Raw genomic sequence first — 24,244 nt, forward strand, 5'->3', positions numbered from 1 at the left:
TGCACCTATGGACGAGATTCTTTGTAATGAGGTCGTAGCCACGTCGAAGGACCGGACCTTCCTGGTGCCGAACGGTCCGATCCAGTTCGCATTCCGCTACGCGCCCGATGACTCGCCGCTCGTGGACGTGCTCGTAGGCGTCGAGGTGGTTGACCGGCGACCACGGTTCACCTCCGTGAAGCTCGACATGCACCGACCCATGAGCCCTGTCGAGGTGCAGCGCCTTCCGTGGGGCCGGATCGCGGAGGGTGCGTTGGAAGATGCGGCGCGGACCGCCGACGGCGCGAGGTCGCCTAGGGAGGTCCACGAGGCCCGACAGAAGGAGCGCCGTGGTCGACAACGAGTCTCAGAGGATCGCTTGCGCGAGATCCTTCGGCTCAAGGCCGAGGCGCAAGCGCAGGGAGTCGCCTGGGACGAGTACGCCGCCGAGCGTCTCGATCTCAAGCGGGCATATGTACGACAGCTCGGCTCCCGTGCCGAGCGCGAGTTGGGGGGTCTCTAGTGGCACGCACGAAGTACGCCGGGATTGAGCGGCGGGTGCTGGCGAGCGGCGCTGAGCGGTTCGACGTTCGGTACCGGCTCCCGTCCGGCAAGAGCCGTACGAAGACGACGACCACCATCACGGCGGCTCGTGAGTTCCAGGCGACCGTGCTCGCTCAGCGCGCACGTGGGGGGCTCGTGGACCCGAAGGCGGGCCGGGTGACCCTCGCCGACTACTCCGAGCGGTGGCTCGACGGGAAGCCCGAGCTTCGAGCGAGCACGGTCGACATGTACCGGGGCATCCTCCGTCTGCACCTGCTGCCCGAGTTGGGCCGGGTGCAGCTCTCCCGGCTCGACGTAGCGACGGTCCGCTCATGGCGGGCCGACCGCCTTCGTCACGTCGGACCGGGCACGGTGGCGAAGTCGTACCGGGTGCTGCGGGCGATCCTGAACACGGCCGTTGCCGATGGGCTGATCGTGACCAACCCGTGCCAGATCAACGGCGCCGGGCAGGAGCACCACGAAGAGCGCTCGGTCGTCGGTCCCGCCGAGGTGTGGGCGCTCGCCGACGAAGTGGACCCTCGGTGGCGGTGCATGGTCTTGCTCGCCGGGTTCTGCGGGCTCCGTCTCGGCGAAGTGCTCGGCCTGGCGGTGCGCCACGTCGATCTTCTTCACGGCACGGTGACCGTCGAGCGGCAATTGCAGGAGATCGGCCGGAGCGGGTCCCAGGTCTTCGCCGAGCCGAAGTCAAAGCGCGGCAGGCGCGCGCTCGTGCTGCCTGCCGCCGTGGCGAAGGAACTGCGCCAGCACCTTGAGCAGATGCCGGATGCCGGTTCCGACTCGCTGCTCTTCACCGGGGCTCAGGGCGGGCCGCTGCGCCGCTACCGGTGGAACCAGGAGTGGACGAGGGCTCGGACGGCGGCGGGGCACCCGACCCTCCGCTTCCACGACCTGCGGCACTCGGCGATGACCCTCTTCGCTGCGACAGGCGCCACGATCGCCGAGTTGCAGGCTCAGGCCGGGCACGCCTCGTCGGCTGCCGCTATGCGGTACCAGCACGCCACACACGATCGGGCAGTAGCCCTCGCTGAGCTTGTCGATCGGGTCATCACGGCGCCGCCCGAAGGCGAACGCGCGATGGACGCGCGATAGGCCACCGTTCGGCCCTCGGAACTACCGCCGTAATCGGGGCTCGCCGTGGGGTCTGACCTGCGGCGATGGAAGTGGAGCGGGTGAAGGGAATCGAACCCTCGTCATCAGATTGGAAATCTGAGGCTCTGCCATTGAGCTACACCCGCGGGAGGCATCACCGTACCGGTCGATGCCGACGTGATCGCAACCGCTTCTGGCCCCGGATCAGGGGACGAGGACCACCGAGCCGCCGCTGTAGTAGCGGAGCGTCCCGTTCTCGAAGTGCTGGAACCGACCGCCCGCGGTGCCGGCCGGATCGAACTCCGACGTGGGGTACCCGAGGCTGCCGGTGGGCCCGCCGTAGGTGTTGAGGTAGGCGGTGAGGATGGCACCGTGCACCTCGAAGCCGTCGGTGGTGTCGCTGGCGTAGATGTTGCCGTGCTCGAACGTGGCGTAGGTGCCCCGGCCGTCGCCGACGTCCTGCCGGTCGGAGGTGGGGTACTTGAGGTAGCCCGCGGCGTTCCCGTTGGCGAGGTAGCGGTCGTTGACCTTGCCCCACAGGGCGTGGGCGCCGGTGGTGGGCGTGTACCAGATGAACCCGCCACCGAACCACTGGGCCTTGCCCCGCTTGTCGGGCTGGGCCACGAGGTCGCCGAGGGGGTAGCCGAGCACGCCGTGGACGCCGCCGAGCTTCTCGTGGAGCGTGAACACGGCGCCGTGGACCTCGACCACGCTGCCGTCCTTCGAGTAGATCCGGCCGCTGGCGTAGTTCTGGTAGCGGCTCAGCTTGTCGCTCGAGGTGCGGACGTTGGCCGTGGGGTAGCCGAGGACGCCGTAGATCCCCTTGAGCGACTCGTGCTTCTTGAAGAACGGCGCCGGCACCGTGAACGTGCCGATGCCGGAGCGGTAGTAGATCCGCCCGTTCTCGAAGTTGGAGTAGCGGCTCTTCTTGTCGCCCGACGTGAGCGTGTCGGAGGTGGGGTACTTCAAGATGCCGTTGACGCTGGCCTGCTTGCCGAACTCGGTGAGGATGGCGCCGTGCACCTCGTGGGCGCCGGTGGTGGACGTCCAGTAGATGTTGCCGCCCTTGTAGCGGGCCACCCGGCCCCGGCCGTCGGAGTTGGCCTGCTCGGGCGTCGTGACTGCGCCGAGGAAGCCGGAGGCGCCGCCGAGGGCCTTGTACTTCTTGTCGATCGGCGTGCCGCAGTCGGTGCCGATGCACGGGGCCCCGTGGTTGACGGTGTTGTTGTCGGTGGCGCTCGAGGTGGTGCAGCTCTTGTCGTACTGCCAGGGCGGGGTGCAGGTGGCCACGCGGCACACGACCGGGCCGTAGCAGGCGATCTCGGTGTGGCACTGGCCGTAGCGGAACTGGTTGCAGCAGGTGCGGCGACCGTCGCAGCTGCCGCCGGCGCAGCGGCACGAGCACTGGGTGGGGCAGGTGGCGTTGCAGTCGATGATGTAGCGGGCGGCGCCGCAGCAGTAGGCCGCGTTGTCGGCCTTCCACCAGCCGGCCACGAAGCTGTTGGGCGGGCAGGAGTTCTTGCCGCTGTTGATCGTGCAGCAGAACGCGGTCCAGCCGTCGGAGCACACGCCGCAGGTGTAGGCGTAGGCGGTGCCCGGCTTGAGGATGAAGTCGATCGGGCCCACGGCGAGGGCCGAGCCCAGGACCGCGGTGCGGGTGAGGAACGAGCGCCGGGTGGTGCCCTTGCTGAACAGCCCGCTCGCCCGGTGGACGAGGCGCTGGGAGAACGTGGCGGTGGCCAGCGGGTCGGGGTTGGCGGTGTCGCGGTGGATGCCCTCGTGGGTGAGGTCTTCAACCACTGGGGCGTCGAGCGCGTCGGGGCGGCGGGAGGATCGGCGGGGGAGCGCGACGGTCATCGGGGGAGGATCCTCGTTCCGGTGAGAGCGGCGTTGGCCTGGGGCAGGGTGCGCAGCGCGGACGACTGGCGGCCCAGGACCGTGTAGCAGCAGAAGGCGCGGCCGGCCTGGGTGAAGAAGACCTGGCAGCCGGCCTGGCCCTGGATGGTCCGTTGGAGGGCGGCGCTGGAGAACATCGACGGGGTCAGCTTGGTGGGCATCCCCTTGCGCTTGAACAGCTCGGTGTCGGCGCACTCGGGGCCGTACTCGAACAGCACCACGAGCACGTCGTCGGTGCCCATGAGGTCGACGGCCCCCGACCCGAAGTCGCCGCGCTGCTCGGGCAGGGCGAAGTTGGCGAGGTGGACGATGGGGTTGGTGGTCTCGCCCGGATCGCCCAGCGCCCGGGAGCTGGATGCAGCTGACGGTTGGGTGCGGAGCCCGATCCGGCCCTCCCAACCCGGGGGAAGGTCCGTCTCGATCCCGTGCGCCTGGAGTCTCATGAGGCCCCCATCATCGCGAACGCGCCAGGGTTCTCAAGTCCACCGGCCCGAACGGTCACTGGTGGCCGTGATCGTGATCGTGGTCGTGGTCGTGATCGTGGGGCTCGTCGGCAGGGGCCGGAGGCACGCTGCCGGCGTCGTAGAGGGTGGGGTCGCCGGGGCGGACGCCGGCCTCGAACAGCTCGCGGTCGATGCGGGCCTCGCGGGCGGCGTCGGCATCGGGCTTGGCCACCTGCTGGCCGGCGAGCGATGTGGCCAGGCCGGCATCGACGGTGGCCTGCGACAGCAGCGACGACACCTGGTCCCAGTCGGGCCCGGTGCCCTCGCCGCGCACCCGGCCCGAGGGACCGTGCACGTAGACGAAGTACGGCGAGCCGGGCACGTCGTAGTCGGTGAACGCCTGCGTGCTCATCACCGTGGGGAAGCCGGACGGGGCGAGCGATGCCACCGATGACGGGCTCTCGCCGTCGACGCCCTTGGTCACGACGACGAGGCGGGTGCCGTCGGGCAGCTTGAGCTTGCGGGGCTTGGCGAACGCGTCCCAGAACTTCTGGCAGGTGATGCAGCCGCTGGAGAGGAAGGCGACGATGGTGTCGTGCTCCACGCCCTGGATGCGGACCGACAGCGCCTCGTTGCCGCCCGGGCTCACGCCCACCAGGTCGGCGGCGCCCCCGAACGCTTCGCGGGCGGGCGGTGCGGGCATCTGGGGCATCACCTGGAAGTCGTCGCGGGACAGGACCGGGGTAGGTGCGGGGCTGGCGGGCTGGCCCGGCTGGTCCGGGTCGAGCCCGGCGCCCAGCTGGTGGAGGCGCTTGAGGATCTCGGCGTGGCTGCGCAGGAGCCCGACGACCAGCAGCGCCAGCACGGCCACCACCAGACCGAGGAGGACGACGACGGCGGTCATGCGGGAGCTCCAACGGTGGGGGAGGGCGCCTTGGCGGCGGCGAGGGTCTCCGGCAGCGTGGTCAGGGCGACGTAGAGCAGCCAGGTGAGCAGCGCGACCAGCCCGAGGAACGGGAGCCCCGACCAGGGCGTGTCGGCCGCGGCCGACCAGATCGGGCCCGGCGCGTCGAGGGCGGCGACCCCCACGCCGACGGCGATGACCAGGTCGAGCACGACGTGCAGCGTCCCGACCGGGGCCGAGCTGGCCCCGAAGCAGCCGCAGGGCGCCGATCCCCGGGTCTTGGTGTCGAGCCGCCGGGCGAACCCGGCGAACCCGAGGTAGCTGACGGCGACGAGACCCGTCGCGACCGGCCCGCCGACGAGGATCGCCGCCAGGGCGATGGCGATCTCGGCGACCCCGAGCCCTCGGGCGGCGAGCGCGGTGCCGGGAAGTCCTGCGGACCGCAGCGCGACCCTGGTGGCGGCCGGCCGGAGGGCCTTGCCGACCCCCGCCGCGCCGAGCAGCAGGGCGGCGGCGTACACGAGGCCGGCGAACGGAGACATCGATCCGACCGTACCGGCTCCACGCTCGGCCCTGCGAAGGGCAGCGCTGCGGGAGGCGGTCGTGCCCGCCGCCGTTCCGGTCGCCCGAGCGCGAGCATCGCGTCGTGATCACCTGCACCAACGCCACCGACGCCGAGCTCCCCACCGAGCCGCTCGACCCGAGCCAGGTCGTGGAGGGAGCTCCCGTCACCGGCTCGATCGACCTGCCCGCGCCGCCCGGGTTGGAGGTGGGCATCTGGGAGCACTCGGTCGGCACCAGCACCGATGTCGAGGCCGATGAGGTCTTCGTCGTCCTCTCGGGCCGAGCGACCATCGCCGCCGATGGGGCGCCGCCGATCGAGATCGGTCCCGGCGACGTCGTCACCCTTGCCGAGGGCACGGCGACCGCGTGGACGGTCCACGAGCCGCTCCGCAAGGTCTACGTGTCCCGAGCCTGACGGATCAGCGCCTGGACACCCCGCCGCACCTCCATTCGGGGCGGGTCACCTGCCCCCGGTACACTCGGTCCCCTCATGAAGTCAACGCTCGAGCCCCAAGAGGGCAACAAGGTCAAGCTGTCCATCGCCGTCGATGAGGCAGAGTTCGAAGCCGACATCGATGCTGCGTTCAAGCGCATCGCCCGAGAGGTCCGGCTGCCCGGCTTCCGGCCCGGCAAGGCGCCCCGCAAGGTGCTCGAGGCCCGCATCGGGCTCGAGGCCGCCCGCGGCGAGGCGTTCGAGCAGGCGGTGCCGAAGTACTACCTCGAAGCGGTCGAGGAGCACGACGTCGACGTCATCGCCCAGCCCGAGTTCGACATCACCGCCGGGCAAGAGGGCGGCGACGTCGCGTTCGACGCCGTGGTCGAGATCCGCCCCGAGATCACCGTCGGCGGGTACGACTCGCTGCGCGTGACCATCCCGTCGCCCGACGTCGACCCGAGCGAGATCGATGACCGCATCGACCGCCTGCGGGAGAGCTTCGCCGAGCTCGAGTCCGTCGAGCGTCCCGCCCAGACGGGCGACAACGTGACGATCGACATCGCCGGCTCCCGCGAGGGCGAGGCCATCGACGGCCTCACCGCCGACGACTACCTCTACGAGGTCGGCAGCGCCACCATCGTCCCCGAGCTCGACGAGAAGCTCGTTGGCGCCAAGGTCGACGACGTGGTCGAGTTCACCGCCGACCACCCGCTGCCCGACGAGGACCCGGTCGACTTCAAGGTGGTCGTGAAGGCCATCAAGGAGAAGGTCCTCCCCGAGGCCGACGATGCCTTCGCCGCCGAGGCGTCGGAGTTCGAGACCATCGACGAGCTGCGCGCCGACCTCGAGACGCGCTTCGGGATGGTCAAGAAGGTGCAGGCCTCCATGGCCGTGCAGCAGAAGACCGCCGAAGCGCTCGCCGACCTGGTCACCGACGAGGTGCCCGAGGCGCTCGTGAGCCAGGAGATGCAGCAGCGCCTCGAAGACCTCGCCATGCGGCTCCAGGCCCAGGGCGTCGGCATCGAGCAGTACCTCGCGCAGACCGGCCAGGACCAAGAAGCGTTCGTGGGCGAGCTCCGCGAGTCCGCTGCTCAGGGCGTCAAGGTCGACCTGGCCCTGCGGGCCGTGGCCGTCGCCGAGGGCCTCGAGGTCAGCGACGACGAGCTGGAAGACGAGTACGCCGCCGTCGCCGAGCGCGTCGGCCAGAAGACGGCGCAGGTTCGCAAGCAACTCGAACGCAACGGGCAGGTCTCGGCGGTACGCTCCGATCTGCGTACCCGCAAGGCTCTCGAATGGCTCACCGAGCACGTCGAGCTGGTCGATGAGGGCGGCAACACCATCGATCGGGACAGCCTCGTGGTTGCACCCGAGCCCAGTGAAGACGACGGCCCCGAGGCAGAAGCGCCCGAGGCCACCACGGAGGACGAGTGACCAAACCCCCCGCCCACGACGAACTGGCCGAGCGGCTGGCGGTGCACAGCCTGCACACCGGCCTGCGGGGCCAGAACTACCTCGTCCCCACGGTGGTCGAGCAGACCAACCGTGGCGAGCGGGCGTTCGACCTCTACTCCAAGCTCCTCAAGGAGCACATCATCTTCCTGGGCACGCCGATCGACGACACGATCGCCAACCTGCTGTGCGCCCAGCTGCTGCACCTCGAGTCGGAGAACCCCGACAAGGACATCAACGTCTACATCAACAGCCCCGGTGGAGACATCACGGCGCTGTTCGCGATCTACGACACGATGCAGTACGTGAAGCCCGACATCACCACCATCTGCTTCGGTCAGGCCGCCTCGGCGGCGGCCGTGCTGCTGGCGGCGGGCACCAAGGGCAAGCGCCTGGCGCTGCCCCACGCCCGGGTCCTGCTCCACCAGCCGTACGCCAGCGGCGGGGGCCAGGCGACCGACATCGAGATCCAGGCCAAGGAGATCCTGCGGATGCGCGATCTGCTCGAAGACATCCTTGCGGATCACACCGGGCAGCCGAAGGAGAAGCTGAACCGTGACACAGACAGGGATTTCGTCCTGTCCGCCGCGGAGGCAAAGGAATACGGCATCATCGATGAGGTGATCTCCGCACGGGAGTTCGCCGACAAGAGCGGCCCGATCACGGCCGCTTCCTGACCGATCGCAAGGGGAACGGATCGTGGCCAAGTTCGGAGACGGCGGGGAACTGCTGAAGTGCTCCTTCTGCGGCAAGTCCCAGAAGCAGGTCAAGAAGCTCATCGCGGGCCCAGGGGTCTACATCTGCGACGAGTGCATCGACCTCTGCAACGAGATCATCGAGGAGGAGCTCTCCGAGACCTCGGAGCTCCAGTTCGACGAGCTGCCCAAGCCTCGTGAGATCTTCGAGTTCCTGAACGACTACATCGTCGGCCAGGACCTGGCGAAGCGGATCCTGTCGGTCGCGGTCTACAACCACTACAAGCGGGTGCAGATCGGCGCGGCGTCCACCCACGCCGACGACGTCGAGCTGGCCAAGTCCAACATCTTGCTGATCGGCCCCACGGGCTGCGGCAAGACGTTCCTGGCCCAGACGCTGGCCCGCATGCTCAACGTGCCGTTCGCCATCGCCGACGCCACCGCCCTCACCGAGGCCGGCTACGTGGGCGAAGACGTCGAGAACATCCTGCTGAAGCTGATCCAGGCCGCCGACTACGACGTCAAGAAGGCCGAGACCGGGATCATCTACATCGACGAGATCGACAAGGTGGCCCGCAAGGCCGAGAACCCGTCGATCACCCGAGACGTCTCGGGCGAGGGCGTGCAGCAGGCCCTGCTGAAGATCCTCGAGGGCACCACCGCCTCGGTGCCGCCGCAGGGCGGGCGCAAGCACCCGCACCAAGAGTTCATCCAGATCGACACCACCAACATCCTCTTCATCTGCGGCGGTGCGTTCGCCGGCATCGAGAAGATCATCGAGCAGCGCGCCGGCGCCAAGGGCGTGGGCTTCGGTGCCGACATCCGCCGCGTCGAAGACAAGGACCTCGGCAACCTGCTCCAGCAGATCATGCCGGAAGACCTCACCAAGTTCGGGCTGATCCCCGAGTTCATCGGCCGTCTGCCCGTGATCGGCGTGGTCGACCAGCTCGATCAGGCCGCCCTGGTGAAGATCCTCGTCGAGCCCCGCAATGCCCTGGTGAAGCAGTACCAGAAGTTCTTCGAGCTCGAGAACGTCGAGCTGGAGTTCACCGACGATGCGCTGCAGGCCGTCGCCGACCAGGCCATCTTGCGGGCCACCGGTGCCCGTGGGCTGCGAGCCATCCTCGAAGAGGTGCTCCTGAACGTGATGTACGACCTGCCGAGCCGCACCGACGTCGAGCGCTGCGTCATCGACGCCGACGTCGTGCTCGACAAGGTCAACCCCACGCTGGTGCCCCGACAGAGCACCGCTCGGGCCCCGCGGCCGCGCCGCGCCGCCAGCTGACCTGCTCGTCCTAACAATCGGGGCGGACGAGCCGACCGTTCACCTGATGGGAATGGAAGCGCGCGACGTCCTCGACATCATCGCGATGTTCGAGCGGGCCGAGATCGGGGTGTGGGTCGAAGGGGGTTGGGGCATCGACGCTCTCCTCGGCCACCAGAACCGGGACCACGGCGACCTCGATCTCGTGGTCGACGCCCCTCGCGCCGAGGATGCCCGCGCCTCGCTCCGTGCGGTCGGCTTCGAGCAGATCTTCGACGATGCCCCCGGCCGCTACTCGTTCATGGACGGCCGCGAGCGGGCGGTGGACCTGTGCTTCGCCGCCGCCGACCGCTACGGCGATCGCTGGAACCTCAACCGGGCCGTGGGGCGCGGCGAGCCCGACTACCCGGCCGAGTGCTTCACCTACGGCTGGATCGGCGGCCAGAAGGTCGCGTGCCTCGGACCCGAGACGCAGGTGCTGCACCACCTCGGGTACGAGACCGAGGACGTCGACCGGTGGGACGTGGGCCTGCTGCGCGAGCGCTTCGACGTCCCGCTGCCCGAATCCCTGCGCTGATCGCCGGCGGCACCAGATGGGGGCGGTTGCGGGCGGCCGGTAGCGTGGCAGCACCGTGAACCTGCCGACCGCTCTGCGCTACCTCGAACAGCACACCAACCTGGAGGCCACGGCCGGCCGGGCCGAAGGGCTGTCCCTCGAGCGCATGCAGCAGCTCGTGTCGGTCCTCGGCGATCCGCAGCTCGCGTACCCCGTGATCCACATCACCGGGACCAACGGCAAGGGCTCGGTGGCCCGCATGATCACCGAGCTGCTCGCCGCGGCCGGTCTGGCCGTCGGCACCTACACGAGCCCGCACCTCGAGGCCATCAACGAGCGCATCTCGCGCAACGGCGAGCCCATCAGCGACGACGAGCTGGGGCAGGCCATCGGGACGGTCGCGGCGGTCGAGGGGCTGGCGGGGATCACGCCGAGCTACTTCGAGATCCTCACCGCCGCTGCCTTCGGCTGGTTCGCCGACGTCGCCGTCGACGTCGCCGTGATCGAGGTCGGCATGCTCGGCCGCTACGACGCCACCAACGTCGTCGAGAGCGCGGTCGCCGTGCTCACCAACGTCGGCCACGACCACACCGACGGCCAAGGCGCCTGGCGCCAGGCGATCGCGGGGGAGAAGGTCGGCATCGTCAAGCCCGGCTCCACCTTCGTGTGCGGCGAGGTGGCGCCCGAGCTGCACGATCTCCTCGCCGACACACCGGCCGCGCGCACCTGGTGGCGGGGCGACGACTTCGACTGCGACCAGCACGTCTTGGCCTTCGGTGGCCGGGCGCTCACCCTGCGCACGCCGCTGGGCGTGGTCGACGACATCCACCTGCCGCTGCACGGCGTCCACCAGACCGACAACGCCGCCATCGCGCTGGCCGCGGTCGACGCGTTCTTCGATCGCCAGCTCGACGAGGAGGTGGTCCGCGCCGGGTTCGGTGGCGTCCGCATCCCCGGCCGCTTCGAGATCGTCCACCGCGAGCCCACCGTGGCGCTCGACGCCGCCCACAACCTCGACGGCGCTCGAGCCTGCGCGGCCACCCTCCAAGACGAGTTCACCCTCCTCGGCTCCCTGATCATGGTGGTGGGCTTCCTCGGTGGCCGAGACCCCGAGGAGATGCTCGAAGCGCTCGGCGCCAAAGACGCCGGCTTCATCATCGCCTGCACCCCAGATTCCCCTCGGGCCATCCCCGCACCTCAGGTGGCCGCCGCTGCCGACCGGCTCGGCGTCGTGGCCGAATCGGTCTCGTCGGTCGACGAAGCGCTGGCGCGGGCGCTCGGCCTGGCCGGCCACGACGACTTCATCATGGTCACCGGCTCCCTCTACGTCGTCGGTCCCGCTCGCACGTACCTCCGCACCCAGGCAGATGCCCCATGACCTCCACCTCCACCTCCACGCCCACCGTCACCGCGCTGAGCAAGATCAAGCCCAACGACCCGTGCTGGTGCGGGAGCGGCAACAAGTTCAAGCGCTGCCACAAGCCGTCCACCGATCCGGTGCGCCCGGGCACCATCAGTGCGATGCGCCCGGTGCCGGCTGAGATCGAGCGGCCGCACTACGCCGAGCACGGTGGCACCGACGACCGCGACGAGCCCATGGTCAAGCCGCCTGAGACCATCGAGCGCATGCGCCGCACCGGCAAGGCGGCCGCCGCCGTGCTGCGCCAGGTGGGTGCGGCGATCGAGCCGGGCATCACCACCGACGAGCTCGACGCGCTGTGCCACCGGCTGTGCATCGAGGCCGGCGGCTACCCGAGCCCGCTCAACTACGGCATCGACCCGCCGTTCCCCAAGAGCATCTGCACCTCCGTCAACGAGGTCATCTGCCACGGCATCCCCGACAGCCGCATCCTGCGAGACGGCGACATCATCAACCTCGACGTCACCTTGTTCCGCGAGGGTGTCCACGGCGACACCAACGCCACCTGGGCCGTCGGCACCGCCGACCCCGAGTCGATGCGGCTCATCCGCGTCACCCGCGAGTGCACCTCGCTCGGCATCGAGGCGGTCAAGCCCGGGCGCCCGGTGTCCGACATCGGCCGGGCCATCCAGGACCACGCCGAAGCCGCCGGGTTCAGCGTGGTGCGGGCGTTCGTGGGCCACGGCGTGGGCACCGAGTTCCACACCCGGCCCGAGATCCTGCACTACTACCACCCGCGAAACGACGACCTCATGGTGCCGGGGATGACCTTCACGATCGAGCCGATGATCTCCGTGGGAGCCTGGCAGCAGACCATGTGGGACGACGGCTGGACCGCGTCCACGGTCGACGGCAAGCGCACCGCCCAGTTCGAGCACACCATGGTCGTCACCGACGATGGCGTCGAGCTCCTCACCCTGCACGAAGACGGCAAGTGGTCCGGCGACGGCGGCTCCCCCGAGGCCTGAGGCCCGGTTGGAGCGGGGGAGACGGGAACTCGTAGGGTCGGCGGCACTATGACCAACCGGACCTTCATCATGTGCAAGCCCGACGCCGTGGAGCGCGGCCTCGTTGGGGAGGTCATCTCCCGCATCGAGCGCAAGGGCCTCAAGCTGGCCGCCGTCGAGCTGCGCACCGCCGACACGGCCCTGGCCGAGGCCCACTACGACGAGCACCGCGAGCGCCCCTTCTTCGGCGAGCTCGTCACCTTCCTGACCCGGTCGCCCGTGGTGGCCATGATCGTCGAGGGTCCCGACGACAACACCTGGGAGCTCGGCCGCATCCTGATCGGCAAGACGCAGGTCACCGACGCCCAGCCCGGCAGCATCCGGGGCGACTTCGCCACCACCACCAACGAGAACCTGGTCCACGGCTCCGACGGCCCCGAGTCCGCCGAGCGCGAGATCGCCCTCTGGTTCCCCGGCGCCTGACGCCACCCGGCTGACCACAGCGCGCCGGCAGGCCTCCGCCAGCACCGCGAGCACCCCTCGAGCTTCGTGTGGATCCGGGCGTCAGCCGCCCCCATCCATACGAAGTTCGTTCGTTTGGGCGGCGTTCGTGCCTTTCGGACCTGGCGGAGGAGCATCCACCCCCTGGTCAGAGGCATCTGCTAGGGCAATTGTTGCAATTGGGTGACGACGGCTAGGGTGGTGCCGACGGAGTAGACGGAAAGGCGCCTTGTAGAGCCGCCCTACCTCCCGTAGCCTCCGAACGCCGCCGTACACCGCCCTGTGGAGGGCCCGTCACATGAGTGCTGACAACCCGCTCTCCTCGATCATGGGCCGAGACATGGCCGTTGACCTGGGCACCGCGAACACCCTGGTCTACGTGCGAGGGCGCGGCATCGTGCTCAACGAGCCGTCGGTCGTCGCCGTCAACGTCAAGGACGGGCGCCCGCTCGCGGTCGGCCTCGAGGCCAAGCGGATGATCGGTCGCACCCCGGCCCACATCCAGGCCATCCGCCCGCTCAAGGACGGCGTCATCGCCGACTTCGAGATCTGCGAGAAGATGCTCCGCTACTTCATCCACCGGGTGCACCAGCGCCGCTGGGTGAAGCCGCGCATGGTGATCTGCGTGCCTTCGGGCATCACCGGGGTGGAGCAGCGCGCCGTGCAGGAGGCCGCCGAGTACGCCGGCGCCCGCAAGCCCGCCTACATCATCGAGGAGCCCATGGCCGCGGCCATCGGCGCCGGGCTGCCGGTCCAGGAGCCCACGGGCAACATGATCGTCGACATCGGCGGTGGCACCACCGAGGTGGCGGTCATCTCGCTCGGCGGCATCGTGTCCAGCCAGTCGGTCCGCGTGGGCGGCGACGAGCTCGACGACGCGATCATCCAGTACATCAAGAAGGAGTACAGCCTGGCGCTCGGCGAGCGCACGGCCGAAGAGGTCAAGATCGCCCTGGGCTCCGCGTGGCGCCTCCAGGAGGAGATGCACGCCGAGATCCGCGGCCGAGACCTCGTCACGGGCCTCCCCAAGACCATCGTCACCACCACCGAAGAGATCCGCGAGGCCATCGAAGAGCCCGTCGCGTCGATCTGCGACGCGGTGAAGGTCACCCTCGACAAGACGCCGCCCGAGCTGGCCGCAGACATCATGGAGCAGGGCATCGTGCTGGCCGGTGGTGGCGCGCTGCTCCACGGCCTCGATGCCCGGTTGCAGCACGAGACGGGCATGCCCATCGTGATCGCTCAGAACCCGCTCGACTGCGTGGCCATCGGGTCCGGTCAGTCGCTCGAGGAGTTCGAGGCGCTCAAGGGCGTGCTGTTCTCCACCAACCTCCAGAACTAGTCCGCCCGAAGGCACCGTGGCCTATAACCGTCGCCCATCGCGCACGCCTCGATCCCGGTTCACCCTGGCGCTGCTGCTGCTCACCGCGGTCACGCTGCTGGTCCTCGACCTGCCGGGCACCGGCCCGCTCGACCCGGTCCGCAACGTGTTCGCCTCCGCGTTCCGTCCGGTGCGCGCCGCGGGCAACGCAGTGTTCGAGCCGTTCAGCAACGGCTGGAAGGGCGCGTTCGGCTACGGCGACCTGAAGGACGAGAACGAGAAGCTGAAGTCGCAGCTCGAGGACCGCAAGGGCCAAGACGCCGAGATCAAGCGGCTCACCCAGGACCTCGCCGACCAGCGCCGGATCAACGGTGTCACGGTCGACCAGGTGCGGACCAAGGTGGCCCGGGTGATCTCCGGACCCCTCAACAGCTTCGAGCAGACGGTCGAGATCGATGCGGGATCGTCCGACGGCGTGAAGAAGGGCATGGCCGTGATCACCGGCCGCGTCTCGGGCTCCGGCGGTGGGGTCATGGGCAAGATCTCCGACGTGCGGTCCAACACCGCCACCGTCGAGCTGCTCACCGAGTCGGGCGTGTCGATCGGCGTGCGCACCAAGGACGGCGACCTGGCGAAGGCCGTCGGCCAGGGCCTCAACAAGGCGCTCAACGTCGAGGGGATCGAGGACGCCACGCGCATCGAGGTCGGCGACTACCTCTACACGTCGGGCATCGATCGCTCGCCGTTCCCGCCGGATCTGTACGTGGGCAAGGTCTCGAAGGTGGGCAAGACCGTCGACGGCGTCCCGCGCACCATCGAGGTGGAGCCGTCGGCCGACCTCACGTCGCGCTACGTCCGGGTGGTCCTGAAGGATCCACCCAAGTGAGCTGGCCGCGCACCGCAGCGGTGGTGCTCGGCGCCCTGGTCCTCCAGGTCTGCTTGTTCTCGCGGTTCTCGTACGAGGGCGCCCGGCCCGACATCATGATCCTGCTGGCGATCATCGCCGGCTACCGGCTGGGCCCGGAGCGCGGCGCCATCGTGGGCTTCTCGGCCGGGCTGGCCTTCGACATCGTCCTGACCACGCCGCTGGGCCTGTCGGCGCTCGTGTACACCGTGGTCGGGTACGCCGTCGGCGTGACCACGAGCGGCATGGTCCGCACCTCGCGCTGGGGTGCTCCCGCGGTGGCTGCGGCGGGCTCCGCCGCAGGAATGGTGCTGTATGCGCTGGTGGGCGCGCTGCTGGGGGAGCCGACCCTCAGCGGCCCCTCCCTCGCAACTATCGTCGTGCTCGTGGCCGCGGTGAACGCCGTCCTCGCTCCCCTGGCGGTACGAGCGATGGCTTGGGCCAAGACCGACGATAGAGACCGGCGCCCCACCCGCTTTGCACGATGACCTCTGACAACTCTCGTCACCGACTCGGCCTCCTCGCGGTCGCCGCGCTGTCCCTGTTCGGCGCGCTCTTCGCCCGCCTCTGGTTCCTGCAGGTCGTCGACGGCGAGACGCTGCGGGTCGAAGCCGCCAGCAACTCCACCGAGACGGTGATCACGCCGGCGGCCCGCGGCCGGATCCTCGATCGGAACGGCACCGTCATGGTCGACAACCGCCAGTCCATCGTCGTGGGCATCGAGGCGCAGAAGTTCGCCGACCTGTCGAACAAGACGCAGGGCGCGGTGCTCGCCCGGCTCGCCTCGACGCTCAGCTTCGGCAAGCCGGTGCAGGACCAGGTCACGGTCAAGGCGCTCCGCAAGAAGCTCAACGACAGCCGGTACTCGCGCCTGCGGCCCATCCCGGTGGCCGAGGACATCAGCGAGGAGAACGAGATCTACTTCTCCGAGCAGGCCGACGAGTACCCCACGGTGGTCGTCGAGCGCACCACCGTGCGGTCGTACCCGTTCGGCTCGCTGGCAGCCCACGTCCTGGGCTACGTCGGGCCGCTGAGCGACACCCAGTGGACGTCGTTCAAGCAGGACAACGACAAGGCCAAGCCGTACGTCCAGACCGATGAGATCGGGAAGTCGGGTGTCGAGTCGAGCTACGAGCAGTACCTCCGTGGCACCCCCGGACGCCAGGTGTTCGAGGTCGACCGCACCGGCAAGATCGTCCGCGAGGACGAGTCGCAGCGCATCGAGCCCAAGCCGGGCGACGACGTCTACCTGTCGATCGACGCCAAGGTGCAGTACAAGACCGAAGAGGCGCTGCAGGCGCAGCTCAACGCCAAGTTCCAGGGCCGCTCGGGCCAGGAGGCCGGCGGCATGGTGGTGCTCGACCAGGGCACCGGCCAGGTCCGCGCCATGGCGTCGTACCCCACGTACAACCCTGCCGACCTGGTCGGCGGCATCAGCTGCCCCACCTGGCGAGACCTCCAGGGATTGGCCCCCGAAGGCAAGTGCGGGAACGACATGACGGCGGAGATCAAGGCGCTGAAGGCCGACGGCAACGCGCCGCTCCCCAAGCTGCTCAACCGGGCCATCCAGGGCGCGTACCAGCCCGCCTCGACGTTCAAGCTCGCCAGCTCCTACGCCGCCCTGAAGGCCGGCATCCGCACCCCGGAGACCACCATCCAAGACGGCGGCTTCGAGCGCTTCTGCGCCGGCGACACCAAGGGCTGCGTGAAGACCAATGCCGGCGGCACGGGCCACGGTGCGGTCAACCTCAGCAAGGCGCTCACCGTGTCGAGCGACGTCTACTACTACAAGGTCGGTCGGGAGTTCTGGGAGGGCCGCCAACGCCTCGGCGACGACGCGTTCCAGAAGTCGGTCGAAGACCTCGGCTACGGATCCCAGACCGGCATCGACCTCCCCGCCGAGTCCAGCGGGCAGATCCCGACGCCTGCGTCCGAGCAGCGCCTCGCCCTGGCCCTGTTCAAGGTCGATCCCGGCTACTACAACAACGACATCAACGTCGCCAAGGACAACGGCCGCTGGAACACCGGCAAGAGCGCCGACATGGCCATCGGCCAGAAGCTCACGGCCACCCCGCTCCAGACCGCCAACGCCTACGCCTCCCTGGCGAACGGCGGCAAGCTCTTCCGCCCCACGGTCCTCGACAAGATCACCGCCGCGGGTGAGCCCACCAAGGTCCACAAGGCCTTCCAGTCCAAGGTCACCCGCACCATCGACTGGGGCACCGCTCGAGACGCGCTCCTGCTCGGCTTCCGCGGTGCGGTCGACCCCACGGGCCAGAACGACCAGGGCACCGCCGTCAGCACCTTCCAGGGGTTCCCGTTCGGCTCCATGCCGCTCGCCGGCAAGACCGGCACCGCCCAGACCGGCGAGGACAAGTACCACCAGAAGAAGCCCGACAACTCGGTGTTCGTCGCCTTCAGCCTGGGCGGGCCCACCAACTGGACCGCCACCGCGATGCTCGAGTACTCGGGCGCCGGGGCCAACGCGGCGGCGCCGGCCGTCCGCATGGTCCTCGAGCCCATCGCCGACGGATCGATCTACCAGTTCGTCCTGCCCCAGGGCGGCCAGATCGACCCGCAGCAGGCCGCGGCCGACGCCGCGGGCATCGCCGCCGGAGGAGTGGACTGATGGCCACCGCCTACGGATCCAGCCGCAACACCCGGCCTCACCGCGTCTACCGGCCGATGGCCAACTTCCGCACCAACACGGCCTCGCCGTTCCGCCACGTCGACCTGGTCCTCGTGGGCTGCGTGTTCGCCGTGAGCCTGTTCGGGGCGGTGATGGTCTACAGCACCACCCGCGGGGCCACCGCGCCGTACGACTCCGGCTACTTGAAGCGCGTCCTGTTCTTCGTGGTGCTCGGGGGCGCCCTCATGGGGGCCACCGCGCTGTTCGACTACCGCAAGCTCCGCGACTTCTGGCCGTTCGTGTACGGGGCCAGCGTCTTCCTGCTCGTGCTGGTGCTCGTCCCTGGGATCGGCTCGCGCACCAAGGGCACCCAGGGCTGGTTCCAGCTCCCGGGCTTCCAGCTCCAGCCGTCCGAGATGGCCAAGCTCGGCATGATCATCGGCTTCGCGGGCCTGGCCTCGCAGTTCCGCGGCGACCTCGACAACTTCCGCGTCGTCATGCTCCTCGGCATCTGCGGCGCCCCGATGTTCTTCGTGATGCTCCAGCCCGACCTGGGCACCACCCTCGTCTCGGTGGCCGTGGCGTTCGCCCTTCTGCTCGTGGTGGGCGTGCGGCCGCGCATCCTCGGCGGGCTGGCCCTCGCCGCGGTCCTGGGCACCACCATCGTGCTCACGTCGGGGCTCCTGAAGGAGTACCAGGTCGCCCGCTTGACCACCTACGTCCGCCAGGACGAGACCGCGGTCACCGCCATCGACAAGGAGTCGAGGTTCAACCTCGACCAGTCGAAGATCGCCATCGGGGCCGGCGGCATGTGGGGGCGAGGGCTGTTCGAGGGCTCGCAGACCCGGGGCAACATCGTTCCCGAGCAACGGACCGACTTCATCTTCTCCGCGGTGGGGGAGCAGCTGGGGTTCGTCGGGTCTGGGGTGCTCCTGGCGTTGATGGGCACGATCGTCTGGAGGGTCTGGCGCGCCGCCCAGCTGGCGCGAGACGAGTTCGGCACCCTCCTGTGCACCGGCATCATGGTGATGCTGGTGGTGCAGATCTTCGAGAACGTCGGCATGACGATGGGCATCATGCCCATCACCGGCATCCCCCTGCCCTTCGTGTCCTACGGCGGTTCTGCCCTCCTCACGATGTTCCTCAGCATGGGCCTGGTCCTGAGCGTCCACATGCGCCGGTTCTCGTAGATACCGGGTCTGGGGTGAACGCCCGGTAGAATCCCGCGGTCATGACTGTCTGGAACCAGCTCGAGCCCCTGCTCGCGAAGGTGCAGAAGCCAGCCCGCTACATCGGGTGCGAAGACGGGGTGTACACCCCCGACCACCACTCCGGAGCAGCAGCCTGGCTGCTCGCCTACCCCGATACGTACGAGATCGGACTGCCCAACCAGGGCCTCCAGATCCTGTGCGAGATCATCAACGAGCGCCCCGACGGGGCCGCCGAGCGGACGTACGCCCCCTGGGCCGACCTCGAAGCGCTGATGCGCCAGCACGAGCTGCCGCTGTTCTCGGTCGACACCCACCGGGCGGCGGCCGAGTTCGACATCTTGGCGTTCAACCTCTCGGCCGAGCTGACCTACACGAACCTGCTCAACATGATCGACCTGGCCGGCTGCCCCGTGCGCGCCGCCGACCGGTCCCCGTCCGACCTGCTCATCGGGGTGGGCGGGCACTGCACCTACAACCCCGAGCCCATCGCCGACTTCGTCGACTTCGTCGTCCTCGGTGACGGTGAAGAGGTCGTGGGCGAGATCACCGCCGCAGTCGCGGCGTGGAAGGTCGCCGGCAAGACCGACCGCCTGGAGATCCTGCGCACGCTGGCCGGCATCACCGGCATCTACGTCCCCCGCCTCTACGACGCGGTCTTCGCCGACGGCCAGCTGGTGGAGATCGTCCCGAACGACCCGGCGGCGCCGGCCACGGTCGAGAAGCGCACCATCGCGGACCTGGGGGAGTGGCCGTACCCCAAGCAGCAGCTCGTCCCGCTCACCGAGGTGGTCCACGACCGCCTCAACGTCGAGGTCTTCCGCGGCTGCACCCGGGGCTGCCGGTTCTGCCAGGCCGGGATGATCACCCGTCCCGTGCGGGAGCGTCCCGCCGAGCAGGTCCGCACCATGATCTCCGAGGGCCTAAAGCGCACCGGGTACGACGAGGTGGCGCTCACCTCGCTCTCCACGGCCGACTTCTCGGGCATCGAGCAGGTCGTGATCGACACCGTCAACGACCCCGACTGCGGCGGCCAGGTCTCCGTGTCGCTGCCGTCGCTGCGCGTCGACGCCTTCACCGTGGGCATCGCCGGCGAGATCCAGAAGGCCCGCCGCACCGGGCTCACCTTCGCCCCCGAGGCCGGAACCTGGCGCATGCGGCAGGTCATCAACAAGCTGATCCGCGAGGAGGACCTGTACGCGGCGGTGCGCTCGGCCTACTCGCAGGGCTGGCGCCGGATGAAGCTGTACTTCCTGACCGGGCTCCCCACCGAGACCGACGAGGACACGCTGGGCATCGCCACCCTGGCCCGCAACTGCGTGGCCATCGGCAAGGAGTACCACAAGAACCCCTCGGTCACGGTCTCCCTCGGCGGGTTCGTGCCCAAGCCGTTCACGCCGTTCCAGTGGTTCGGCCAGAACACCCGCGAAGAGCTCCAGCGCAAGATCTACCTGCTGCGCGACGAGCTCCGCCGCGACCACGCCATCAAGCTCAAGTGGCACGACCCGAAGGCCACCATGGCCGAGGGCCTCGTCAGCCGCGGCGACCGCCGCCTCGGTGCCGTCATCGAAGACGTGTGGCGCCACGGCGGGATCTTCCAGGAGTGGGGCGAGCACTTCGACCTCCAGCTCTGGCTCGATGCGCTCGAGCGCGCCGGCCTGCGCGAGGAGGACTTCGTCTACCGGCACCGCACCGAAGACGAGACGCTCCCGTGGGACCACCTGTCGGCCGGCCTGCACAAGGACTTCCTGTGGCAGGACTGGCGCGACGCGCTCGCCGAGGTCGGCCTCGAGGACTGCCGCTGGACGCCCTGCTACGACTGCGGCGCCTGCACCGGGTACGGCATCGAGCACGTGGTGGCATCGGCCGTCCCGCCCGCCGGCGGCTCCCAGGGCACTGGCCAGGACCTCACGGTCGGCGGCGAGGTGCCCGTCACGCTGCTGCCCTCCAAGCCCCTCCCCGTCGGCGCGCGCTCGTGAGGGTCCGCATCCGCTTCACCAAGACCGGGAAGATCCGGTGGACCAGCCACCGAGACCTCGCCCGGGTCTGGGAGCGGGTCATCCGGCGCGTCGGGCTCCCCGTGGCCTACTCGCAGGGCTTCTCGCCGCACCCCAAGCTGCACTTCGGCCTGGCGCTGTCCACCGGCCACGAATCGGTGGCCGAGTTCATCGACATCGACCTCGACGACGACGCCCCCAACGTCCCCAGCCCGGCCGAGCTGCTCCTCCTCCCGCCCCGCATCACCGCCGCCCTGCCCATCGGGCTGCAGGTCACCGGCATCGGGATCATCCCCACCTCCACCGACTCGTTGCAGCAGGCCGTCGTCAGCTGCGAGTGGGACATCGAGGTGCGAGAGGTCTCGCCCCAACAGGTCGCTCCGGCCATCGAGCGCGTGCTCGCGGCCGACGAGCTCACCATCACCCGCCAGCGCAAGGGCAAGGACGTCACCGACGACGTGCGGCCCTACGTGCTGGACCTCGCCGTCGTCGGACCGACCGACGGCGGCACGCAGTTGCATGCCCACCTGGCCACCCAGCCCCGAGGTCTGCGGGTGAGCGAGCTCCTCGCGCTCCTCGACCCGGCCTGGGACGAGGGCCTGGTGCGGCGAACACACCAATGGACGCTGATCGACGGCGCCCGGATCGAGCCCCTCGAGGGCCCTTCCGAGGCGACGTCGACGTCGCACGCCACGGCGCGTGCGTCATGAGAAGGGATCGCAACCATGACCGATACGGACGCAGGGGATCTCCCCACGCCCTCATCCACCTCCGAGGCCTCAGCCCCCGCTGACCAGCCCGAACCCCGCCCCGATCCGGTGGCCGCGTCCGACGCGCCCGGGACCGACGCTCCGGCGACGGACGACCGCGGCGACGGCGGCGAGGCCGACGGCGAGAACAAGCCGCGCCGGCGCGGTTCGCGCGGCGGTCGCAACCGCAACCGGCCCCGCCCCGAGGGCGCTGGCGATGACAACGGTTCCGACGACGACGTCGACGACGATGCCGACACCGGTGATCAGGCCCCGGCCGCACGCACCGCAGCGCCCCGCGCTCCTCGTGCTCCCCGGTCGGGGAGCGGCGACCGCCAGCCCGAGCTGCCCGACCGCCACCGGGAGAACAAGCCCTCGGCCGAGGCGGCCGACGCCGCGCTGGTCCGCAAGCCCCAGATCGGCGACTCCCGCCCGGCGCCTGCCGACGAAGGCGCCGACGACGCTCCGGCCGCCGCCGACGACGGCACCAGTGCCTCCAGCCGCCGTCGCCGCCGACGCGGCGGACGCGGCCGAGGTGGCTCCGGAGGGGGCGCCGGCGCCGGTGGCGGTGGTGGTGGAAGCGGCGCCCAGGGCGGCGCCAAGGCGGGGGGCGGCAACCAGCAGCGCTCCGGTGGCAACCAGCGCAAGGGCGGGGGGCGGCCCGAGGTCCAGCCCGTCACGGCCATCACCGACGATGCGCCCGTCGACCTCGACGAGAAGACCCTGAACAAGCGCCGGGGCAAGGAGCGCAAGGGCCGTCCGGTCGGGCGCTACCTCATGGCCGTCCACGTGAAGCCCGAAGCCACGCAGATCGCCGTGCTCGAGGGCAAGGCCCTGATCGAGCACTACGTCTCGCGCCCGGCCGATGACACGCTGCAGATCCACGGCAACATCTACCTGGCCAAGGTCCAGAACGTGCTCCCCGGCATGGAGGCTGCCTTCGTCGACATCGGCACGCCGAAGAACGCCGTGCTGTACCGCGGCGACACCCGCTACGACCCCGAGGACCTCGACGACAAGGGCGCCAACCCCCGCATCGAGCAGATCCTCAAGGCCCGCCAGACGATCCTGTGCCAGGTCACCAAGAACCCCATCGGGGCGAAGGGCGCCCGGCTCACCCAGGAGATCTCGCTGCCGGGCCGGTTCGTGGTCCTGGTGCCCAACAGCACCACCTACGGCATCTCGAAGCGCCTTCCCGACAACGAGCGCAAGCGCCTGCGCCAGATCCTCGACAAGGCCAAGCCGAAGGGCCACGGGCTCATCGTCCGCACCGCGGCCGAGGGCATCTCCGCCGAGGAGCTGGCCCGCGACGTCGAGCGCCTGGCTCAGCAGTGGGAGCAGATCGAGGCGCTGGCCGCCAAGTCGCAGGCCCCCACGCTCCTGTACCGAGACCCCGACATGTCGATCCGGGTGATCCGTGAGGAGTTCAACCAGGACTACCGCCAGGTCGTCATCGACGACGACCGGGTGTTCGAGCAGGTGCGCGACTACGTCCGCAGCATCTCGCCCGCGCTCGTGGAGCGCGTCGAGCGCTACGACCCCGCCGCCCACGGCGGGCTGCCGATCTACGAGACGCTCCACGTCCACGAGCAGCTCCACAAGGCCCTCGATCGCAAGGTGTGGCTGCCCTCGGGCGGCTCGCTGATCATCGAGCGCACCGAGGCGCTCACCGTGATCGACGTCAACACCGGCAAGAACGTCGGCAAGTCGTCGCTCGAGGAGACCGTCTACCGGAACAACCTCGAAGCCGCCGAGGAGGTGGCGCGCCAGCTCCGGCTGCGAGACATCGGCGGCATCATCGTGATCGACTTCATCGACATGGAGATCCGCAAGAACCGCGACGACGTCATCTCCAAGTTCCGCCAGGCCCTGGCCCGAGACAAGACCCGCACCCAGGTGTTCGACATCTCCGAGCTGGGCCTCGTCGAGATGACCCGCAAGCGCATCGGTGAGGGCCTGCTCGAGTCGCTGTCGTCGCCCTGCCCGCACTGCGACGGGCGTGGCATGGTGTTCGACGAGGAGCTGACCGGCCACCAGATCGTCCGCCGGTAGCAGCCGGGTTGGCCCCGCGGGGCCCTGGCCCCTACGATTGTCCCTCGGCCCTGTGGGCCCCTTTACGAACGCTCGAAGGCAGAACGATGTACGCAGTCATCAAGACCGGTGGGAAGCAGTACCGGGTAACCGAGGGCCAGCAGCTCCAGGTGGAGAAGCTGTCCGTGACCGAGGGAGAGGTCAGCCTCACCCCCGTGCTCCTCGTCGATGGCGACACCGTGGTGTCGGCTCCCGACGCGCTGTCGAAGGCGTCGGTGAAGGCCAACGTGATCGGCGAGGCCAAGGGCCCGAAGATCACCGGCTTCACCTACAAGAACAAGACCAACTCTCGCAAGCGCTGGGGCCACCGGCAGCACTACGCGACCATCGAGATCACCGGCATCACGAAGGGCTGACCCATGTCGAAGACCAAGGGCGGCGGTTCCACCCGGAACGGCCGCGACTCCAACGCACAGCGCCTCGGCGTGAAGGCCTACGACGGCACCGTCGTGTCGGCCGGTTCCATCATCGTCCGCCAGCGCGGCACCCACTTCCACCCCGGTGAGAACGTGGGCAAGGGCGGCGACGACACCCTGTTCGCCACCATCGACGGCCAGGTGAAGTTCGGCCGCCGCGGCGGCCGCAAGCTCGTCGACGTGCTCCCCCCGGCTGAATAGCCCGAGAAGCACCCCAGCACT

General features: G+C 69.5%; 24 protein-coding genes and 1 tRNA gene. 20 read left to right on the plus strand and 5 right to left on the minus strand.

The features are described 5' to 3' along the window. The first annotated feature begins 7 nt into the window (after nucleotides 1–7). A complete protein-coding gene (locus tag ACPPVX_RS18995; RefSeq protein ID WP_426572152.1) occupies nucleotides 8–502 on the plus strand; it encodes a hypothetical protein in 495 nt (164 codons plus the stop codon). After that, nucleotides 502–1,632 carry a tyrosine-type recombinase/integrase gene (locus tag ACPPVX_RS19000; protein ID WP_426572153.1) on the plus strand — a complete coding sequence of 377 codons (1,131 nt, stop codon included), beginning with the start codon at nucleotides 502–504 and terminating at the stop codon, nucleotides 1,630–1,632. Before ACPPVX_RS18995 ends, ACPPVX_RS19000 begins: the two co-directional genes overlap by 1 nt. A 72-nt stretch (nucleotides 1,633–1,704) precedes the next feature. Here the strand turns inward: ACPPVX_RS19000 and ACPPVX_RS19005 are convergent. From ACPPVX_RS19005 to ACPPVX_RS19025, 5 genes are all read right to left on the minus strand, one after another. Beyond that, nucleotides 1,705–1,778, minus strand: a tRNA-Gly gene (locus tag ACPPVX_RS19005). A gap of 58 nt (nucleotides 1,779–1,836) precedes the next feature. Then, complete coding sequence (locus tag ACPPVX_RS19010; RefSeq protein ID WP_426572154.1) at nucleotides 1,837–3,489, minus strand: LGFP repeat-containing protein; 1,653 nt, start codon at nucleotides 3,487–3,489, stop codon at nucleotides 1,837–1,839. Beyond that, a complete protein-coding gene (locus ACPPVX_RS19015; RefSeq protein WP_426572155.1) occupies nucleotides 3,486–3,971 on the minus strand; it encodes a hypothetical protein in 486 nt (161 codons plus the stop codon). Before ACPPVX_RS19015 ends, ACPPVX_RS19010 begins: the two co-directional genes overlap by 4 nt. A gap of 55 nt (nucleotides 3,972–4,026) precedes the next feature. After that, complete coding sequence (locus ACPPVX_RS19020; RefSeq protein ID WP_426572156.1) at nucleotides 4,027–4,875, minus strand: hypothetical protein; 849 nt, start codon at nucleotides 4,873–4,875, stop codon at nucleotides 4,027–4,029. Continuing rightward, entirely contained in the window at nucleotides 4,872–5,417 is a 546-nt protein-coding gene (locus tag ACPPVX_RS19025) for a MauE/DoxX family redox-associated membrane protein (protein WP_426572157.1), read from the minus strand. The genes ACPPVX_RS19020 and ACPPVX_RS19025 overlap by 4 nt, the downstream gene beginning before the upstream one ends. A 104-nt stretch (nucleotides 5,418–5,521) precedes the next feature. On the opposite strand from ACPPVX_RS19025, the gene ACPPVX_RS19030 reads away from it, so the two are divergent. The 18 genes from ACPPVX_RS19030 to rpmA all read left to right on the plus strand — a co-directional run bounded on the left by ACPPVX_RS19030 (nucleotide 5,522) and on the right by rpmA (nucleotide 24,223). After that, entirely contained in the window at nucleotides 5,522–5,854 is a 333-nt protein-coding gene (locus ACPPVX_RS19030; protein WP_426572158.1) for a cupin domain-containing protein, read from the plus strand. Nucleotides 5,855–5,929: 75 nt separating this feature from the next. Continuing rightward, nucleotides 5,930–7,306 (plus strand): trigger factor, encoded by a 1,377-nt coding sequence (gene tig / locus ACPPVX_RS19035; protein ID WP_426572159.1) that lies wholly within the window; start codon nucleotides 5,930–5,932, stop codon nucleotides 7,304–7,306. Nucleotides 7,307–7,368: 62 nt separating this feature from the next. Next, nucleotides 7,369–8,001: an ATP-dependent Clp protease proteolytic subunit gene (locus ACPPVX_RS19040; protein ID WP_426575055.1), complete on the plus strand. Its 633-nt coding sequence runs from the start codon at nucleotides 7,369–7,371 to the stop codon at nucleotides 7,999–8,001. Nucleotides 8,002–8,023: 22 nt separating this feature from the next. Next, a complete protein-coding gene (gene clpX, locus ACPPVX_RS19045; protein ID WP_426572160.1) occupies nucleotides 8,024–9,304 on the plus strand; it encodes an ATP-dependent Clp protease ATP-binding subunit ClpX in 1,281 nt (426 codons plus the stop codon). Nucleotides 9,305–9,350: 46 nt separating this feature from the next. Then, nucleotides 9,351–9,860, plus strand: a complete 510-nt coding sequence (locus tag ACPPVX_RS19050) for a nucleotidyltransferase domain-containing protein (RefSeq protein ID WP_426572161.1) — start codon at nucleotides 9,351–9,353, stop codon at nucleotides 9,858–9,860. Between the two features lie 55 nt (nucleotides 9,861–9,915). After that, nucleotides 9,916–11,217 (plus strand): bifunctional folylpolyglutamate synthase/dihydrofolate synthase, encoded by a 1,302-nt coding sequence (locus ACPPVX_RS19055; RefSeq protein ID WP_426572162.1) that lies wholly within the window; start codon nucleotides 9,916–9,918, stop codon nucleotides 11,215–11,217. Then, a complete protein-coding gene (gene map / locus ACPPVX_RS19060) occupies nucleotides 11,214–12,227 on the plus strand; it encodes a type I methionyl aminopeptidase (RefSeq protein WP_426572163.1) in 1,014 nt (337 codons plus the stop codon). The genes ACPPVX_RS19055 and map overlap by 4 nt, the downstream gene beginning before the upstream one ends. A 48-nt stretch (nucleotides 12,228–12,275) precedes the next feature. Then, entirely contained in the window at nucleotides 12,276–12,689 is a 414-nt protein-coding gene (ndk, locus tag ACPPVX_RS19065; protein WP_426572164.1) for a nucleoside-diphosphate kinase, read from the plus strand. A gap of 316 nt (nucleotides 12,690–13,005) precedes the next feature. Beyond that, on the plus strand, nucleotides 13,006–14,049 hold the full coding sequence (locus tag ACPPVX_RS19070) for a rod shape-determining protein (RefSeq protein ID WP_426572165.1): 1,044 nt from the start codon (nucleotides 13,006–13,008) through the stop codon (nucleotides 14,047–14,049). A 16-nt stretch (nucleotides 14,050–14,065) separates the two neighbouring features. Continuing rightward, on the plus strand, nucleotides 14,066–14,914 hold the full coding sequence (gene mreC / locus ACPPVX_RS19075) for a rod shape-determining protein MreC (RefSeq protein ID WP_426572166.1): 849 nt from the start codon (nucleotides 14,066–14,068) through the stop codon (nucleotides 14,912–14,914). Next, a complete protein-coding gene (gene mreD, locus ACPPVX_RS19080) occupies nucleotides 14,911–15,420 on the plus strand; it encodes a rod shape-determining protein MreD (RefSeq protein WP_426572167.1) in 510 nt (169 codons plus the stop codon). The genes mreC and mreD overlap by 4 nt, the downstream gene beginning before the upstream one ends. Then, on the plus strand, nucleotides 15,417–17,561 hold the full coding sequence (locus tag ACPPVX_RS19085) for a peptidoglycan D,D-transpeptidase FtsI family protein (protein ID WP_426572168.1): 2,145 nt from the start codon (nucleotides 15,417–15,419) through the stop codon (nucleotides 17,559–17,561). Before mreD ends, ACPPVX_RS19085 begins: the two co-directional genes overlap by 4 nt. Next, complete coding sequence (locus ACPPVX_RS19090; RefSeq protein ID WP_426572169.1) at nucleotides 17,561–18,751, plus strand: FtsW/RodA/SpoVE family cell cycle protein; 1,191 nt, start codon at nucleotides 17,561–17,563, stop codon at nucleotides 18,749–18,751. The genes ACPPVX_RS19085 and ACPPVX_RS19090 overlap by 1 nt, the downstream gene beginning before the upstream one ends. A 41-nt stretch (nucleotides 18,752–18,792) precedes the next feature. Further along, nucleotides 18,793–20,748, plus strand: coding sequence for a TIGR03960 family B12-binding radical SAM protein (locus ACPPVX_RS19095; RefSeq protein ID WP_426572170.1), 1,956 nt, complete (start codon nucleotides 18,793–18,795; stop codon nucleotides 20,746–20,748). Further along, nucleotides 20,745–21,476 carry a TIGR03936 family radical SAM-associated protein gene (locus ACPPVX_RS19100; protein WP_426572171.1) on the plus strand — a complete coding sequence of 244 codons (732 nt, stop codon included), beginning with the start codon at nucleotides 20,745–20,747 and terminating at the stop codon, nucleotides 21,474–21,476. Before ACPPVX_RS19095 ends, ACPPVX_RS19100 begins: the two co-directional genes overlap by 4 nt. Nucleotides 21,477–21,491: 15 nt before the next feature. Then, nucleotides 21,492–23,567: an Rne/Rng family ribonuclease gene (locus tag ACPPVX_RS19105; protein ID WP_426572172.1), complete on the plus strand. Its 2,076-nt coding sequence runs from the start codon at nucleotides 21,492–21,494 to the stop codon at nucleotides 23,565–23,567. An 86-nt stretch (nucleotides 23,568–23,653) separates the two neighbouring features. Further along, nucleotides 23,654–23,962 (plus strand): 50S ribosomal protein L21, encoded by a 309-nt coding sequence (rplU, locus tag ACPPVX_RS19110; protein ID WP_421119305.1) that lies wholly within the window; start codon nucleotides 23,654–23,656, stop codon nucleotides 23,960–23,962. Between the two features lie 3 nt (nucleotides 23,963–23,965). Next, nucleotides 23,966–24,223, plus strand: a complete 258-nt coding sequence (gene rpmA, locus ACPPVX_RS19115) for a 50S ribosomal protein L27 (protein ID WP_426572173.1) — start codon at nucleotides 23,966–23,968, stop codon at nucleotides 24,221–24,223. Nucleotides 24,224–24,244 lie beyond the last annotated feature (21 nt).

The sequence above is a fragment of the Aquihabitans sp. McL0605 genome, assembly GCF_049993875.1.
Classification (GTDB): Bacteria; Actinomycetota; Acidimicrobiia; order Acidimicrobiales; family Iamiaceae; genus Aquihabitans.

Bases quoted from the DNA above. Each gene is read 5' to 3' on its own strand.
- ACPPVX_RS19010 (WP_426572154.1), bottom strand. From the start codon at position 3,489: ATGACCGTCGCGCTCCCCCGCCGATCCTCCCGCCGCCCCGACGCGCTC.
- ACPPVX_RS19020 (WP_426572156.1), bottom strand. From the start codon at position 4,875: ATGACCGCCGTCGTCGTCCTCCTCGGTCTGGTGGTGGCCGTGCTGGCG.
- ACPPVX_RS19015 (WP_426572155.1), bottom strand. From the start codon at position 3,971: ATGAGACTCCAGGCGCACGGGATCGAGACGGACCTTCCCCCGGGTTGG.
- ACPPVX_RS19050 (WP_426572161.1), top strand. From the start codon at position 9,351: ATGGGAATGGAAGCGCGCGACGTCCTCGACATCATCGCGATGTTCGAG.
- ndk (WP_426572164.1), top strand. From the start codon at position 12,276: ATGACCAACCGGACCTTCATCATGTGCAAGCCCGACGCCGTGGAGCGC.
- rpmA (WP_426572173.1), top strand. From the start codon at position 23,966: ATGTCGAAGACCAAGGGCGGCGGTTCCACCCGGAACGGCCGCGACTCC.
- ACPPVX_RS19095 (WP_426572170.1), top strand. From the start codon at position 18,793: ATGACTGTCTGGAACCAGCTCGAGCCCCTGCTCGCGAAGGTGCAGAAG.
- tig (WP_426572159.1), top strand. From the start codon at position 5,930: ATGAAGTCAACGCTCGAGCCCCAAGAGGGCAACAAGGTCAAGCTGTCC.
- ACPPVX_RS19085 (WP_426572168.1), top strand. From the start codon at position 15,417: ATGACCTCTGACAACTCTCGTCACCGACTCGGCCTCCTCGCGGTCGCC.
- ACPPVX_RS19090 (WP_426572169.1), top strand. From the start codon at position 17,561: ATGGCCACCGCCTACGGATCCAGCCGCAACACCCGGCCTCACCGCGTC.
- ACPPVX_RS19025 (WP_426572157.1), bottom strand. From the start codon at position 5,417: ATGTCTCCGTTCGCCGGCCTCGTGTACGCCGCCGCCCTGCTGCTCGGC.
- ACPPVX_RS18995 (WP_426572152.1), top strand. From the start codon at position 8: ATGGACGAGATTCTTTGTAATGAGGTCGTAGCCACGTCGAAGGACCGG.
- ACPPVX_RS19105 (WP_426572172.1), top strand. From the start codon at position 21,492: ATGACCGATACGGACGCAGGGGATCTCCCCACGCCCTCATCCACCTCC.
- ACPPVX_RS19070 (WP_426572165.1), top strand. From the start codon at position 13,006: ATGAGTGCTGACAACCCGCTCTCCTCGATCATGGGCCGAGACATGGCC.
- map (WP_426572163.1), top strand. From the start codon at position 11,214: ATGACCTCCACCTCCACCTCCACGCCCACCGTCACCGCGCTGAGCAAG.
- rplU (WP_421119305.1), top strand. From the start codon at position 23,654: ATGTACGCAGTCATCAAGACCGGTGGGAAGCAGTACCGGGTAACCGAG.